Source organism: Albidovulum sediminicola, assembly GCF_025751575.1.
GTDB lineage: Bacteria > Pseudomonadota > Alphaproteobacteria > Rhodobacterales > Rhodobacteraceae > Albidovulum > Albidovulum sediminicola.
In genome coordinates this window covers 411,179-426,679 of record NZ_JAOWLA010000001.1, presented here as the reverse complement: position 1 = coordinate 426,679, position 15,501 = coordinate 411,179, and the positions used below count along the sequence as shown (strand labels likewise).

Below are 15,501 nucleotides of genomic sequence, written 5' to 3'. Positions count from 1 at the left end.
CGCTCGCCTCATCTCCAGTTAGTCGCAGCTTCTAACTTCCGTCTCGCAACTTCCGCCGTCCGCCGTCCGAAGCATCGTCCGCTTCGGTGAGCCGCTGTTTACGGATACACCCATACCTCCGCAAGAGGTAATTTCACAAAAGTATCGTGTTTTTTCATCTTGAGCTTCACATGGCTTCGGCGGGTGCGGTGCGAATCCCGGTTTTCAGGGGATTCAGGGCCCTTCAGGCCTGTCTGAGGCCCCCGCAGCCAGCCGAATTTTTTGCAAGAGTCGGGATTCTTCCGTCCGGGACCGGCGATTCTGCCGGCCCTCACCGAGTCGCGGCCGGGATTCGTCCCCGGATTCGCCCTGTGGCTAGAGCGAAATGCGCGGCCCCCCGGCAGCCTCGGCGTCTGAGGCGTCGTGAGTCACCATCAGGACCGGTATATCGCGTGCGCGAACGTGGTCTAAGACAAACGCCCGAATCTCCTGCCGCAGCTCCGGGTCGAGCTTGGCGAAGGGCTCGTCGAGCAGGAGCGCGCGCGGTTCGGCAAGAAGTGCCCGCATCAGGGCCACGCGCGCCCGCTGCCCGCCCGACAATGTCGCGGGGTCGCGGTCGTAGAAACCCGGCAGGCCCGCGCGATCCAGCGCGTCTTCGACCTTGCGGCGCCGGTCGCGCCGCCCGCGCACCGCGCCGGACAGTCCGAACGCGAGGTTGTCGCCCACTGACAGATGCGGAAACAGCACCGCGTCCTGGAAGAGGATGCCGATCCCGCGCGCCTCTGCCGGAAGGGCGGTCATATCCCTTCCGTTTAGCAGCACCCGACCGGTCGCCCGAAAGCCCGGCCCCAAGTGCCCGCCGATGAAATCGACCAGGGTCGACTTGCCGATGCCGGAGGGTCCCATGAGGGTCAGCACCTCCCCCGCCGGGATCGTGACCGTCAGATCGGGGAAGAGCGGGCGTTCCGCGTTTCGCGGCGTGACGCGGACTTGCAGGAGTTGGAGCGCATTCATCCCGTTTCTCCGGACAGGGCGCGACGGTGGCGGAAGACCCAGGCGGGAATCAGGAAGGCCGCGGCATAGACGAGGAACGGCAGCGCGGACTGAAGCGTCGCGTAGGTTCCGGTGACGCGGCGGTCGGAGCTCGAGGACAGGGTCACCGCCTCCGTCGTCAGCGTCGGAACCCGGCCGGCGCCAAGGAACAGTGTCGGCAGGTATTGCGCGACCGAGACCGCAAAGCCGATCGCGGCCGCCGTCAGGAGCGGTCGCAGAAGGACCGGCAGACGGACCGCGAAAAGCCGCCGCATGGGACCTGCGCCAAGGGCGGCGGCCGCGCGCAGCAGGCGCGGGTCGAGCGCGCGCCAGGGGTCGGACAGGGCGATCATCACATAGGGAAAGACGAAAAGCGCCTGCCCCCAGATCACGGCCCCGATCCCCCCCGCAAGGCCCAGGCGGACGAATACCACCTGCAGGCCGTAAAGAAAGGCGACCTGCGGCACGATCAGCGGCAGATAGATCAGCCCCTCGGCCCAGCGGGCACGGGCAAGGCCGCCGCGCTCCTCGCCTTCAAGCCAGGCCACCGCCAGGGTCAGCGCCAGCGCGGTCGTGACAAAGCCGATGACAAGGGTATTGAGCGCGGCCAGCCCCCAACCCGCGCCGGGCCGCGCCCAGGTGTGGAGGGAAAGCGACTCCGGCCAGACGTTGGGAAAGCTCCACCGCCAGGTGAGCGACCAGAGGGTCAGCGCCGCCAGGGAGAGCAGCCCAAGCAGCAAGAGTGCGCCAACGATCCCCGCGCCCCCCCAGGCCGCACCCGACCAGGTCCGGCCTCTGCGCCCGCGGCGCAGGATCGCCCGGCCGGCCAGGGACACCAGCGTCTCCGTCCCGCGCCAAAGGGCGATGGCCCCAAGGGCGATCACGGCCTGCGCGACGGCGGCGGCCGACGCCGGCAGGATCAGCCCGCTGTCGGGGGCCAGAAACCAGCGCGTCATCGCCACCGCCAACACCGGCGGGTTCGACGGGCCAAGGATGATGCCGAGGTCCACCACCGAAAGCGCGAAGGAAAGCACCACATAGACCGGCAGCCGGATCTGCGCATAGACCTGCGGGGTGATGACGAAGGCCCAGACCTGTGCCGGGCCATATCCCAGCGCCCTGCCTGCCCGCATCTGCGCGGCGGCCGGGACCTGTGCCAGCGCCCCGAGGATCACCAGAAGGAAGAACGGAACCTCCTTGATCACCAGCCCCAGGATCAATGCCAGGCCCGCCGGGTCATGGACGATGGCGAGGTCGGGGGGCACATCCCAGCCCGTCGCCCAGGGGCTGAGCCCGCGCGCGATCCAGCCCGAGGGCGCGATCACGAAGGCCAGGCCGATCGCCAGCGCGGCATGGGGCACGGCCAGGAAGGGGGCAATGGCGCGGCCGATGGCACGCGGTCCAAAACGGCCATGCGCCCAGGCCGCGGCCGCCAGCGCCAGCACCAGAGACAACGCGGTGGAGGCAAAGCCGGTCCAGAGCGTGAGCCTGAGGCTCGTCAGCGCGCCCGGAAGGTCGACAAGCTGCCGCCAGGGCGCAAGCGAGGGGCCATTCGCCCCGATGGCGGGCAGGTGCCCGAAGGCGGCGGCAAGCGTTCCCCACAGCCCGGCGGCGATCGGCAGCACCAGCCCCAGCGCCACCACCGCCAGAACTGCCGCCCTTAGCCATCGCCCCCCGGCCCGCGTCATCTGGTGTAGCGTTCGGCCCAGGCCTCGGCGATCATGGTCATCCAGCTTGGGTGCGGCTCGATCAGCGTCGGGCCAAGCGCCTCAAGCGTCGGAAGCGCGGGCGAGGTCGGCAGGGCATTGAAGGCCGCCCGCTCTGCCTCTCCCAGCTTTGCGGGGTCGAGGACCGCGAAACTGCCCAGAACGGTGATATCCTGCGCGTGGGCCTGCGTCGCCGGGTCGAGGAGGAAGTTCGCGACCACCATCGCGCCTTCCTTGTGGGCGGCGTTGTAGGGGATGGCGACAAAGCTGATGTTGCCGATCGTTCCGCCCTCAAGCGCATAGGCGCGTGCGGTCTCGGGCAGCAACCCCTTCTCAATCGCCGCCGCGGCCGAGGCCGGATCGAAAGCCATCGAAATATCGACCGCCCCGTCGTTCAGCATCTGCTCCTGCACCGAGGCGTTTTCGGGGAAAGTTTCTCCGCCGCGCCAGAGCGTCGGACGCAGCGCATCATACCATGCCCAGAGTGGCGCGGTGGCGGCATCGAAGTTCCCCTCCGTCGCGGGGCCCTGCAGGGCCGAGGCATCCGGCGTCAGTTCGATCAGCGCCTGCTTCAGGAATGTCGCGCCCATGAAGTTCGACACGGCGGGATGGGTGAAGCGGCCGGGGTTGGCCGCCGACCATTCCAGCAACGCGGCCATCGACCGGGGCGGGGTTTCGACGCGCGCGCTGTCATAGGTCATGACAAACTTCGCCAGCCGCCAGGGCGCCTCGTAGCCCTCGACCGGAACGGTGAAATCGACCGAGGCGGCCGACCCTGGCGACAGGTCAAGATAGCGCGCGTTCGGCAGGTCCGCGACGAAGGGACCATGAAGCAGCCCCTGTTCCTTCATCGAGAGGAAGTTGGCGCCGTTGATCCAGATCATGTCGACCGAGCCGTCCGCGTCCTGGCCGGCGGCCTTCTCGGCGACCACGCGGGTCACGGCCTCGGCGGTGTCGGCAAGCTTCACCTGCTGGATGGTCACGCCATATTGCGCCTCCACCTGGTCGGACGCCCAGGCGATGAAATCATTGGTCCGCTCATCCCCGCCCCAGGCGTTCCAGTAGACCGTCTGGCCGCGCGCGGCGGCGACGATCTCGTCCCAGCTTTCGGCGCGAAGCGGCAGAGCAGCCGCCAGAAGAACGGCGGTCAGGATCGGAAGGCGCATGGTCACTCCTCTATCGTGTCTTTGTATGGGGCGGCGGCAGGGGCGAAGGCAACCCAGCCCATGCGCCAGCGCGTGAGCGTCGTCACCGCGCAGGCGGCGGCGAAAAGGCCTGCCAGCGCGGGGAAGGCCTGCGGCCAGAGGCAGACGGCTGCGAAGAAGGCGATCGTCTCCGCCCCCTCGGTCAGGCCGCCGAGGTAATAGATGCCCTTGGCCGGGTACTGGTCCGCCCTCAGCCCGCGCTTCGCGGCGATGGCGGCGAAGGCCAGGAAGCTCGATCCGGTGCCGATGAAGGCCGCAATCAGAACCGCCGCCGCCAGCGCGTTCCGCGCCGGGTCGGCCAGCGCGAAACCCAGGGGCACCAGCGCATAGAAGATGAAGTCGAGCGCGATGTCGAGGAAAGCCCCCCGATCGGTCGGCCCCGCCACCCGCGCCACCGCCCCGTCAATCCCGTCGGCCAGCCGGTTGGCCAGGATGAAGGCAAGCGCCATCCCGAACCACCCCAGCCAGAGCGCGGGCAACGCCAGAAGCCCCAACCCGAACCCGGCCAGCGTCACCTGATCCGCCCCGACGCCCCGTGCAACCAGCAGGCGCGCGACCGGGGCGAGGGCCGCGCGCTGCGCGGGCAGGAGATAGCGGTCGATCATACGCCGCGCCTCCGGCCATGGAGCCATTCGAGCCAGCGGAGCACCGCCGGGTTCACATGCGCCCTGCGCCATTCCCCGGCGGCGAACTTGTTGGCCTCGGCCAGTGTCGGATAGATGTGGATCGTGCCGAGGATCTTGTTCAGCCCCAGCCCGTGCTTCATCGCCAGCACGAACTCGGCCAGGATGTCGGCGGCGTGTTCGCCCACGATCGTGACCCCAAGGATGCGGTCGCGCCCCGGCACCGTCAGCACCTTGACGAAGCCTGTCGCCGTCCCATCGGTGATCGCGCGGTCCAGGTCGTCGATGCCGTAGCGCGTGACCTCATACGCAATCCCCTTCTCGCGCGCGTCCTGCTCGTTCAACCCGACGCGGGCGACCTCCGGGTCGATGAATGTGGCCCAGGGAATGACCCGGTAATCGGCCTTGAAGCGTTTGACGAAACCGAAAAGCGCGTTGACCGCCGCGAACCACGCCTGATGCGCCGCGGTGTGCGTAAACTGGAACGGCCCCGCGACATCGCCCGCGGCATAGATGTTGGGGTAAAGCGTTTCGAGATAGGCGTTGGTCTCGACCACGCGCTTGGCGGGGATGCCGAGCTCTTCCAGCCCGTAGCCCTCAAGCCGGGCCGCGCGACCGACCGCGACGATGATCTCGTCAAAGCCGATGCGGCGGGTGTCGGCGCCCGCCTGCACCTCGATCCATTTGCCGCCGTCTGTCACGCCGCAGGCCAGCGCCTTGTGCCCCGTCAGCACCTCCACGCCATCCGCCGCAAGCGCCGCGCGGGCGAAGGCCGAGACCTCCGGGTCCTCGCGGGTCATGACCCGGTCCTGCATCTCGACCTGCGTGACCTGCGATCCGAGGCGCGCGAAGGCCTGCGCAAGTTCGCACCCGATCGGCCCGCCCCCCAGGACGACCATCCGCGCGGGTGGCGCATCACGCTCCGCGAAGGCCTCCCAGAGCGTGTCCGATGTGAGGTAGCCCACGTCCGCCAACCCCGGCAGCGGTGGCACGAAAGGGGCGGCCCCCGTCGCGATCACGACCGCGCGCGTGCTGAGCTGCCGCGCCGTTCCATCGCTCAGCGCGACCTCGACCCGCCAGGGATCGAGCAGCCGCGCATGGCCCTGCAACACCTCGACGCCCAGCGCCTCATAGCGCTCCACGCTGTCATGGGGTTCGATCGCGGTCACGACATCGCGGACGCGCGCGAAGACAGGGCCGAAGGACACGGCCGGATCCACCGGCGACAGGCCAAGCTCCCCGGCCTTGCGCATCTGATGGGCCAGCTTGGCCGAACGGATCAGCGCCTTGGACGGCACGCAACCGAAGTTCAGGCAGTCGCCCCCCATCTTGTGGCCTTCGATCAGCGTCACCTTGGCCTTAAGCGCCGACCCGATATAGGCCGCCACCAGCCCAGCCGCGCCGCCGCCGATGACGACAAGGTTGCGGTCGAACCGCTCAGGCCTGTTCCAGCGCGCATAAAGACGCCGGCGCCGAATGGCCGAAAGGGCGAAGCGCGCGATCCAGGGAAACACCCCTAGCAGCCCGAAGGACAGCAGGATCGGCGCCGAGAGGATGCCCGCGACGGAGTCGAGCTGGCCAAGCTGGGTGCCCGCGTTCACATAGGCTGCAGTCCCGGCCAACATGCCCGCCTGACTAACAAGATAGAACGTCGCCACGCGCATCGGCGTCAGCCCCATGAGCAGGTTGATCGCAAAGAAAGGGACCGCCGGGATCAGCCGCAGGGTGAAAAGGTAAAAGGCGCCATCGCGCCGCACACCGTCGTCGATCGTCGCAAGGCGCGCGCCCAGGCGGTCATGAACCCAGTCCGACAGCAGATAGCGCGCGGCCAGGAACGCCAGCGTCGCCCCGAGCGTCGAGGCAAAGGAGACGACCACAAGCCCCCACCAGAACCCGAAGAGCGCCCCCGCCGCAAGCGTCATCCAGACCGCCAGCGGCAACGAAAAGGCCGTGACCGCGGCATAGGCGACAAAGAACAGGGTCCCGACCAGCACCGGCCTTTCGGCGGTCAGATCGGCCAAGCCTGCGATGTAGCCACGCAACGCCTCCAGGTCGAGCGAATGGCGCCCCCCCAACTGGACCAGCAGAACGGCCAGCGCTGCTACCGCCAGAAAGATCAGCGGCTTTTTCATGCGGCCAAGGCGCCCCGCGCCGATTTGCTGACCCGTCTCATCTGCACCTGCCCAGTTAACTTGATCTCAGGACCTTATCAGCCAATCCCGATCACGCGGAACCCGGACAGGCAACACGTTTGTGTCAAGGCTGTTACAGCCGAACGGGCACCCCTTGGGTCAGGGGTGCCCGTCGCGCTGACCACACCGGATCAGTTCAGGATGGCACGGATCTGCGCGCCGATATTCTCGTCAGAGGAATAAAGCACCGCCTCGATCGCCCGCACCTGTTCATGCGTCAGACCGCTCAGGTCCGAGGTCGGGGCCGCCTGCCGCGCCTCGGAAAGGTCGGTCGCGGAAAGCAGGCCGGGATCGGTCATGGCAGAGGCAGCGCCGGCGGCGGCAAAGGTCAGGGCGGCGGCGGCGAGAATGGAACGTTTCATGTCTAAATCCTTTCAGGTCTGTGTCGGGCTCGTTGGCCACTGACCGAAAGATGTGCCCCCGCCCCGCGAAGGGGAAATCACACCTCGGTCGCGGCGGTTCACGGCGTTATTCCCGGATGTGCGCTTGATCTTGAAACACCGGTAACATCCCCCGCCGCGCGGGACGAAAGTTGCCGGCCCCGCCTCGCGAGCGCGTGACATCCGGCCATCGCCCAGGGCCGCCGGGTGCCGCGCACCATGTCTGTGCGGGGGCGCGCGTCTGTGCGGGGGGGCGCGCGCGCCAGGCTTACCTCGTTACAGCCCCTGTTTCCCGCGTGTCGGGCCACACCGAATCGCCTTCCGGCTGATTCCGCCGAAAGATCGGCCAAATATTCAACTCACAATATCCTTAGTTGCAGGATGCGGATTTGGCTCTATTAAGGCGCCGCAGCAACGAAGCCCTGCCGGAGAGAGGACGCCGATGAACGCAGCCGCGGCCAGATCGAAAGCAGACCCCGCGCAGCCGCGCAAGCTGAGCCGCGCGGCGCGGCGCCAGCAACTCATCGAAGCCACGATCGAGACGATCGCCGAACGCGGCTATGCCCGCACGACCCTGACCGATGTCGCGAACCGCGCCGGTCTTTCCCACGGTCTCGTCAACTTCCACTTCGAGACGAAAGAGAAGCTTCTGACCGAGACGCTCGTCTTCCTCTCCGAGGAGTATCGCGCCAATTGGGTAGCGGCCCTGGACCGCGCGCCCGATGACCCCGCGCATCGGCTCGACGCGATGATCCGGGCCGACTTCTCGCCCGAGATCTGCACCCCAGAACGCCTGGCTGCCTGGTGCGCCTACTGGGGCGAGGCGCAGTGCCGTCCGCTCTACCAGGAACACTGCGGATCGAACGACGCCGAATATTTCCAGGTGCTCTTGGGTATTTGCGAGCGACTGGCCCGCGAGGGGCGATATGACTACAACCCGACGCTGGTCGCGCGGGTGCTTCGCGTCATGCTCGAAGGTGTGTGGCTCGACATGATGACGATGAACATGCCCTATAGCCGAGCGGAGGCGCTGACGACCGTCTATGCCAGCGCGGCCGCCTTCTTCCCCGACCATTTCACGACCGAAGGCCCCAAGACCAGCGCCTGAGACGCCTTCGGGGCACCGACCGCAGGCCACCCCACCCCAGCTCCCGAGGTCCCCATGCGCACCACAAAGGTCATCCACACCATCAGCTGCCACGCCGAGGGCGAGGTCGGCGACGTCATCGTCGGCGGCGTCGCCCCGCCTCCGGGCGAAACGCTCTGGGATCAGCGCAGCTTCATCGCCCGCGACCAGTCGCTGCGCCGCTTCATGCTGAACGAACCCCGCGGCGGGGTCTTTCGGCACGTCAACCTGCTGGTGCCCCCCAAGCACCCCGAGGCGCAGATGGGCTTCATCATCATGGAGCCGGAGGACACGCCCCCGATGTCGGGCTCGAACTCCATCTGCGTTGCGACCGTGCTCCTGGACGCGGGCCTCCTGCCCATGACCGAACCCGTGACAGAACTCACGCTCGAGGCGCCCGGCGGCCTGGTCCGGGTCCGGGCCGAATGCCGCAACGGCAAGGCCGAACGCATCACCGTGCGCAACCTGCCCTCCTTCGCCGTGCGCATGGCCGAACGGATCGAGGTCGAGGGCATCGGTTCCCTGACCGTCGATACCGCCTATGGCGGAGACAGCTTCGTGATCGTGGACGCCGCCAGCCTCGGCTTCGCGATCGCCGCGGACGAGGCCCGGGACATCGCGCGCCTCGGCACCCGGATCACCGCAGCCGCCAACGCGCAACTGGGCTTCGCGCATCCCGAACAGCCGGATTGGGACCACATCTCCTTCTGCCTCTTCGCCGGTCCGCTCGAAGAGGCGCCCGAGGGTTTCCGGACCAGCTCCGCCGTCACCATCCAGCCGGGCAAGATCGACCGCTCGCCCACCGGAACCGCGCTCTCCGCGCGCATGGCGCTGCTCCATGCCCAAGGCCGCATGCGCGAAGGCCAAAGCCTTACCTCGCGCTCGATCATCGGGTCGGAGTTCACCGGCCGCATCGCCGCGTTGGCCGAGGTCGCCGGACGTCCCGCGATCATCCCGGAAATCTCGGGCCGCGGCTGGATCACCGGCACCCACCAGCACATGCTCGACCCGTCGGACCCCTGGCCGGAGGGCTACCGCCTGTCCGACACCTGGGGTGCGCGCGACTAGCCCCGTCTTCATTGCCAAAATACCCCGCCGGAGGCAAAAGGCGGAGCGCCGTCCGCAGTGGCGGACGGCGCGACAGATCGCTTGCGCGCGCCCTGAGGGCGCGCGCGCCTTGGGATCACTGCCCGCGGCCGCGATGCCCGAGGTTGTAGTAATTTCCCGTCTTCGTCGCCAGATAGGGCGTCAGCGGGATCTCCTCCTGCTTCAGGAAGCCCTTGGCTGGGATCATGCCCAACCGCACCATCTCGATCACCGCCACGACCGAGGCGGAGGTCGTCCAGGCGATCGCCGTGCGCCGCTTGCCGCCGATTTCAAGCGGATAGTAGGCGCGCACGAACTCGCGACGCTTCAACTGCCCCTCGACCCAGCCTTCAGCCGCCACATGGACATAGACCACGTCCTCGTCGACCGGGGGCTTGGCATGGGTCAGGATCTTGCCGGCCGCCTCGCGGTTCTCACGCATCAGCAACTCATGGAAGAAGAAGTTCATCAGCGACACATGCCCGGGATAGCGCATGGTCTTGTAATCGATGTTCTCCACCCGCCCCGCGTAGGTTTCGCACATGGTGCCAAGCCCGCCGGAGGTCGTGAAGGCCTCAAGGTGCACGCCGTCGATATAGATCGTCTCCAGCCATTCCATGGCAGAGACGGTCTTGCGCACCCCCTCCTCGATCACCTCGCAGTCGTTGAGGTATTCGTTAACGACCCCCTCCGGCGACCAGTTGAAGGCGTATCCCAAAAGCCCGGTCGGGTTCTGCGGCAGTGCGCCCACGCGCAGGCGGATGGAGCGGACCTTCTCGAACTGTTCGGCCAGGTGGGCCCCGACGATACCCACGAACCCGGGCGCAAGCCCGCATTGCGGCGCCATGATGCCCTTGGCGGTCTTCGACAGCTCCCGGATATGGTTCGTGGTCGGGACATCCTCGGTCAGGTCGAAGTAATGCAGCCCCAACTCATGAGCCACGCTCGAAACGCCGATGTTGAGGTGATAGGGCAGGCAGGACAGCACCGCCTCTTGCCCGCCAAGCACGGCCTTCAGCGCCGCGGTGTCGGTCATGTCCACGCGCTTCACGGCGAAGGGGCAGCCCGATACCTCGCGCGCATCGACCCCCGTCACTTCGAACCCCGCTTCCGCCAGCAGCTCCGCCGCCAGGTGCCCGACCTTCCCAAGGCCCAGAACGGCCACTTTAGTGAACGACATCTCTTGTTCCTTCTTTCGTCGCCCGGGGCCCGAATGCCCCTTTCCGACGCATATTGCCGGATTGTGATGGCGATTGCGCCGATCATTCCGACGAAATTTATTATTGAAACAAGAAATAAGACAGGCCGGTCGGGCATTATGCCGACCGGCCTGCATTGACCCTCTGGAAGGATCCCGCGCCTCAGAAGTCGAACTTCACCCCCTGCGCCAAGGGCAAGGTCGCGCCGTAGTTGATGGTGTTGGTCTGGCGCCGCATGTAGCCCTTCCAGGCGTCCGAGCCGCTTTCGCGGCCACCGCCGGTCTCCTTCTCGCCGCCGAAGGCGCCGCCGATCTCGGCGCCCGAGGGGCCGATGTTGACGTTGGCGATCCCGCAGTCCGATCCGGCCGCCGACAAGAAGGTTTCCGCCTCGCGCATGTTCAGCGTGAAGATGCACGACGACAGGCCCTGCGGCACGTCGTTCTGGATGGCGATGGCCTCCTCCAGTTCATCATAGCCCATGACGTAGAGGATCGGCGCGAAGGTCTCGGTCCGGACCGTGTCGGTCTGGGCGGGCATCTCGGCAATCGCGGGTTCCACATAGGCCCCGCCCTGCGGCACGCCTTCTGCCACGGTGCGCCCGCCATGAACCTTGCCGCCCTCGGCGCGCGCCTGTTCCAGGGCCGCTTGCATCCGGTCGCGCGCGCCATGGTCGACCAGCGGCCCGACCAGCGTGGTGCCCTTGCGCGGGTCGCCGACCGGCAGGCTGCCATAGGCCTTGACGAGCTTCGCCACCAGATCGTCCTTGATCGAGTTGTGGGCGATCAGGCGGCGCAGAGTGGTGCAGCGCTGGCCTGCCGTGCCGACCGCCGAAAAGACGATGGCGCGCACCGCCATGTCGAGGTCGGCCGAAGGCGCAACGATCATCGCGTTGTTGCCGCCCAGTTCCAGGATCGGCCGACCCCAGCGCGCCGCGACTTTCGGCCCGACGATGCCGCCCATGCGGGTTGATCCGGTGGCCGAGACGATCGGCACGTCCTTCGAATTCACCAGCGCCTCGCCGATGGCCGGGCCGCCGATGACAAGCTGCACCAGCCCTTCCGGCGCATCGCCGAAACGCTTGAGCGCGCGCTCCATGATCTTCATCGAGGCCAAGGCCGTCAGCGGCGTCTTTTCCGACGGCTTCCAGATCACCGGATCGCCGCAGACCAGCGCCAGAGCGGTGTTCCAGGACCAGACCGCGACGGGGAAGTTGAAGGCGGTGATGACCGCGCAGGGGCCCATCGGGTGCCAGGTCTCCATCATGCGGTGGCCGGGGCGCTCGGAGGCGATGGTCAGCCCGTAGATCTGCCGGCTGAGGCCCACGGCAAAGTCGCAGATGTCGATCATCTCCTGCACCTCGCCCAGACCTTCGGAGGTGATCTTGCCCGCCTCCAGCGTCACCAGCGCCCCCAGTTCGGCCTTGGCCGCGCGCAGTTCCTCGCCCAGGAGCCGCACCAACTCGCCCCGCCGCGGCGCGGGCACCTGGCGCCAGGCCTTGAAGGCCTCCTGCGCCCTGGCGATGACGGCAGGCATGTCGGCGGGCGCGGTTTCGCGGATACGCGCGACCTCCGCCCCGTCGATGGGCGAATGTACGGCCAGCGTGCCGCCCGTCAGTTCGTCCTGCGTCAGGCCCGCGGCCTTGAGGATATCTTCATGGGTCATCTCTGGTCTCCCTTAGTGACGGCCGCCCGCTGATCTTCCATTCCCATGGAGATCAGCACCGGCGCCGCCTGTTGCCGTGTCTGAAAATCGGTTTTCGATCCCATGCCGCGCCAGTCCGACAGGATCAAGGACTGCGCGACCGCGCCCCCCAATGTGGTGCCAGGGCCGGTGACGATGAAGAGATCGGGCGCGAATTCGCGCGCCGCGATCCGGATCGCATGGGTGAAGTCGTAGGTCTCGGTCACCTGGTGGCCAAGCGTGTAGTCCCAAAGGGCCTGCGTGTCGGTGGCCCCTGGCCACCAGATCGCGCCGCGTCCATCGATCATCGGCAGGCGCGGCTGGCCGAAGAGCGCGGGCGAAAGCCGCGCGCGGCCCCGTTCAGCGACTGGCGCCTGAAGCGCGGAGTGGAAGGCCGCATGGTTGGCGAGCCGCATCGGGAAGCGTCCCTGAACGGCCGGCACCGCCGCTTCGAACGCGGCAAGCCCTGCCTCGTTCCCCGCCAGGACCAGCATCCCGCCCAGGTCGATCGACAGCGTCAGCACATGATCGGCGCGGGCCGCGATCGTGTCCACAAGGGCCAGAAGTTCGGCCTTGCGCGCGGGCTCGGGCCGCCAGTCTTCTCCCACGAAGGGATAGATCAGCTGCCCGCCGATCAGCGACTGCTGCATCAGCGTGCCCATGGTGTTGACGACCTCGAAGCCCGCCTCGGCGCTCAGCGCGCCACCGCAGGCAAGCGCGGAATACCAGCCCATGGAGTTGCCGGTGACCGCCACGACCTTCACCGCGCCCTCGTCAATGGCGCGAAAATCGCCCAGCGTCGCCGCGTAGATCAGCGCCGAGGCATTGTCACCCCGCGTATGCCGTGCCACCGAATAGCTCGCCGCCCCGTCGAGCGCGCTGAGCGTGTCCTGCCCCTGCGCGGCGCGCAGGCCATCAAAGGCGTTCATCAACCCCCGGTCGCGGAAATGCCGCCCCAGATAGCCAAGCTCGGTCTTTGTATAGGTGCCCCGGCCGGGGCAGATGACAACGGCCGTTTTCATTCCGCCCCCCCGATCAGCGCCATCGCCGCCTCATAGATGCCCTCGGCCGAGGGCATCGTCGCCGCATAGGCGGGCCCCGTCGCGATGAAGCTGTCCTCGGCCGTCAGGCGCGCCTTCGGCACATCGGTCCGCTCCGCGAAAAGCGCCATCAGCGCCTCGGCCACCCCGCCCGACCGGCGCGTCTCGTCCACGATCAGGATGCGGCGCGCGCCCTTGACCGCCTCCACCAACGCCTCGGCTGGAAGGGGCGACAGCCAGCGCATGTCGATGACGCGCGCCTTGACGCCGGCCTCTGCCAGCCGCCGTTCCGCCTGCCGCGAAAGGTAATAGCCGTTGCCGAAGGTCACGATGGCCAGGTCCTCGCCCGCGCCATGCACGCCGACCTCGCCCAGCGGGATCACCTCCGACGGGTCGGGATAGCGGCGCATCCAGCCGCCGTCCTTCTCCGCATGCAGGTCCCGCATCGGGTAAAGCGCGATCGGCTCCAGGAAGACCACGACCCGTTGCTCCTCCCGCGCGAGCCGCGCGCATTCCCGCAGCATCCGCGCCGCGTCCGCCCCGTTCGAGGGGCAGGCGAGGATCACGCCCGGAATGTCGCGCAGGACCGCCACCGAGTTGTCGTTGTGGAAATGCCCGCCGAAGCCCTTCTGATAGCCAAGCCCCGCGATCCTCAGCACCATCGGGTTGGTGTATTGCCCGTTCGAGAAGAAGGGCAGCGTCGCGGCCTCCCCCCGGATCTGGTCCTCGGCATTGTGGAGGTAGGCGAGGAACTGGATCTCGGGCATCGGCACGAACCCGTTCTGGGCCATGCCGATGGCAAGGCCCAGGATCGACTGTTCGTCCAACAGCGTGTCGATCATCCGGTCGGGTCCGAACCGCTGCGTCAGCTTCTGGGTCACCCCATAGACGCCGCCCTTGCGGCCCACATCCTCGCCCATCATGACGATCTCGGGATGGGCCAGCATCAGGTCCGTCAGTGTCCAGTTGATCAGCCGCGACAGGATCTGCGGCTCCTCCATCGCCTTCAGATCGCCGCCGAAGGCCGCGGCCCGCGCCTCGGCCGAGGGGCCGTTCGTCGGGCGGCAGACCCGTTTCGGCGGGATGAGAGAGGCCATGACATCCGCCGCCGTCTTCAGACGCGGCCGCTGGACCGCATCCGTGGCCACACGCGCCACCCGCGCGCAGGTCTCCTCATAGACCTTCAGCGAGTCGCCGGGCGTCATCGCCCCCGCCTGGTCCAGAAGCCGGACGGAATGCAGAAGCGGATCGTTCGCCTCCTCCGCTTCAACCTCCTCCCGCGACAGATAGGTCGTCGGCACATCGGCACCGGCGTGCCCGTAAAGCCGGATCGTCCCCACATGAAGGAAGGCGGGCTTGCGGCGATTGCGGACATAGGCCGCGGCCTCCTGCGCTACGCGGTAGGTCTCGTAAATGTCGAGGCCATTGCAGTGGAAATACTTCAACCCGGGCCGGTTCCCGAACGTCGCCGCGATCCAGCCCTTGGGTGTCTTTGTGGAAATGCCGATGCCATTGTCCTCGCAGACGAAAAGCAGTGGCAGCGGGATCGATTGATAGGACGTCCACTGTGCGGTATTGAAGGCGCCCTGCGCGGTCGAATGGTTGGCCGAAGCGTCCCCGAAGGAACAATAGACGATCGCATCGTCCGGCAGTTCCTGATGCTCGGGCCGATGACGCCGCGCCGCACCGACCGCATAGGCCGCGCCCACGGCCTTCGGCAGATGCGAGGCAATGGTCGAGGTCTGCGGGGGGATGTTCAGCGCCTTCGACCCCAGCACCTTGTGCCGCCCGCCGGAAATCGGATCCTCGGAGGAGGCCGCGAAACTCAGGAGCATGTCCCAGGCGATCGACTGGCCCGGAACCTGCCTCGCGCGTGCGATCTGAAAAGCCGCATCGCGGTAGTGCAGGAAGGCCATGTCGGTGGGCCGAAGCGCCAGCGCGACCGCCGCCAGCCCCTCGTGCCCCGAGGACCCGATCGTGTAGAAGCCCTGCCCCGCTTTCTGCATCGCCCGGCTCTGCCGGTCGAGCGCGCGCGTCAGACACCCCGCCCGATAGGCGGCAACCGCCTCCGCCCGCGACAAAGCCCCAGAGGGCGCCGCGCCCGGCGGCAGGTCGCGCGCCGCCACCCGGCGCAGGAAATTCTCGTGTACGATATCAGCGCGATCCATCGTCCCTGTCTCTCTTATGCTTTCTTCTTTTTCCAAATATCCCCGCCGGAGGCTTCCAACGGATCCGAAGGGAGCCTCCGGCGGG

General features: G+C 67.6%; 12 protein-coding genes. 2 read left to right on the top strand and 10 right to left on the bottom strand.

The genetic code is table 11. The features are described 5' to 3' along the window. Window positions 1-354: 354 nt before the first annotated feature. From OE647_RS02020 to OE647_RS01995, 6 genes are all read right to left on the bottom strand, one after another. Window positions 355-993 (bottom strand): ATP-binding cassette domain-containing protein, encoded by a 639-nt coding sequence (locus tag OE647_RS02020; protein ID WP_263719920.1) that lies wholly within the window; start codon window positions 991-993, stop codon window positions 355-357. Next, on the bottom strand, window positions 990-2,699 hold the full coding sequence (locus OE647_RS02015; RefSeq protein WP_263719919.1) for an ABC transporter permease: 1,710 nt from the start codon (window positions 2,697-2,699) through the stop codon (window positions 990-992). Before OE647_RS02015 ends, OE647_RS02020 begins: the two co-directional genes overlap by 4 nt. Then, the gene (locus tag OE647_RS02010; RefSeq protein ID WP_263719918.1) at window positions 2,696-3,883 is read right to left on the bottom strand and encodes an ABC transporter substrate-binding protein; all 1,188 of its coding nucleotides are present in this window, start codon (window positions 3,881-3,883) and stop codon (window positions 2,696-2,698) included. Before OE647_RS02010 ends, OE647_RS02015 begins: the two co-directional genes overlap by 4 nt. A 2-nt stretch (window positions 3,884-3,885) precedes the next feature. After that, window positions 3,886-4,527 (bottom strand): CDP-alcohol phosphatidyltransferase family protein, encoded by a 642-nt coding sequence (locus OE647_RS02005; RefSeq protein ID WP_263719916.1) that lies wholly within the window; start codon window positions 4,525-4,527, stop codon window positions 3,886-3,888. After that, the gene (locus tag OE647_RS02000) at window positions 4,524-6,677 is read right to left on the bottom strand and encodes an FAD-dependent oxidoreductase (RefSeq protein WP_263719915.1); all 2,154 of its coding nucleotides are present in this window, start codon (window positions 6,675-6,677) and stop codon (window positions 4,524-4,526) included. The genes OE647_RS02005 and OE647_RS02000 overlap by 4 nt, the downstream gene beginning before the upstream one ends. Window positions 6,678-6,868: 191 nt before the next feature. Beyond that, a complete protein-coding gene (locus OE647_RS01995) occupies window positions 6,869-7,099 on the bottom strand; it encodes a hypothetical protein (protein ID WP_263719914.1) in 231 nt (76 codons plus the stop codon). 460 nt (window positions 7,100-7,559) lie between these two features. Here OE647_RS01995 and OE647_RS01990 point away from each other — a divergent pair, with 460 nt between their 5' ends. Beyond that, window positions 7,560-8,225, top strand: a complete 666-nt coding sequence (locus OE647_RS01990) for a TetR family transcriptional regulator C-terminal domain-containing protein (RefSeq protein WP_263719912.1) — start codon at window positions 7,560-7,562, stop codon at window positions 8,223-8,225. A gap of 54 nt (window positions 8,226-8,279) precedes the next feature. Further along, window positions 8,280-9,311 carry a trans-3-hydroxy-L-proline dehydratase gene (locus OE647_RS01985; RefSeq protein WP_263719910.1) on the top strand — a complete coding sequence of 344 codons (1,032 nt, stop codon included), beginning with the start codon at window positions 8,280-8,282 and terminating at the stop codon, window positions 9,309-9,311. Between the two features lie 115 nt (window positions 9,312-9,426). On the opposite strand, the gene OE647_RS01980 is transcribed toward OE647_RS01985, so the two are convergent. The 4 genes from OE647_RS01980 to OE647_RS01965 form a co-directional block, all read right to left on the bottom strand. Beyond that, window positions 9,427-10,509: a saccharopine dehydrogenase family protein gene (locus OE647_RS01980; protein ID WP_263719909.1), complete on the bottom strand. Its 1,083-nt coding sequence runs from the start codon at window positions 10,507-10,509 to the stop codon at window positions 9,427-9,429. A 181-nt stretch (window positions 10,510-10,690) separates the two neighbouring features. Beyond that, the gene (gene amaB, locus OE647_RS01975; RefSeq protein WP_263719908.1) at window positions 10,691-12,190 is read right to left on the bottom strand and encodes an L-piperidine-6-carboxylate dehydrogenase; all 1,500 of its coding nucleotides are present in this window, start codon (window positions 12,188-12,190) and stop codon (window positions 10,691-10,693) included. Beyond that, on the bottom strand, window positions 12,187-13,230 hold the full coding sequence (locus tag OE647_RS01970; RefSeq protein ID WP_263719907.1) for an ACP S-malonyltransferase: 1,044 nt from the start codon (window positions 13,228-13,230) through the stop codon (window positions 12,187-12,189). Before OE647_RS01970 ends, amaB begins: the two co-directional genes overlap by 4 nt. After that, a complete protein-coding gene (locus tag OE647_RS01965) occupies window positions 13,227-15,416 on the bottom strand; it encodes a thiamine pyrophosphate-dependent enzyme (protein ID WP_263719906.1) in 2,190 nt (729 codons plus the stop codon). Before OE647_RS01965 ends, OE647_RS01970 begins: the two co-directional genes overlap by 4 nt. Window positions 15,417-15,501: the final 85 nt, after the last annotated feature.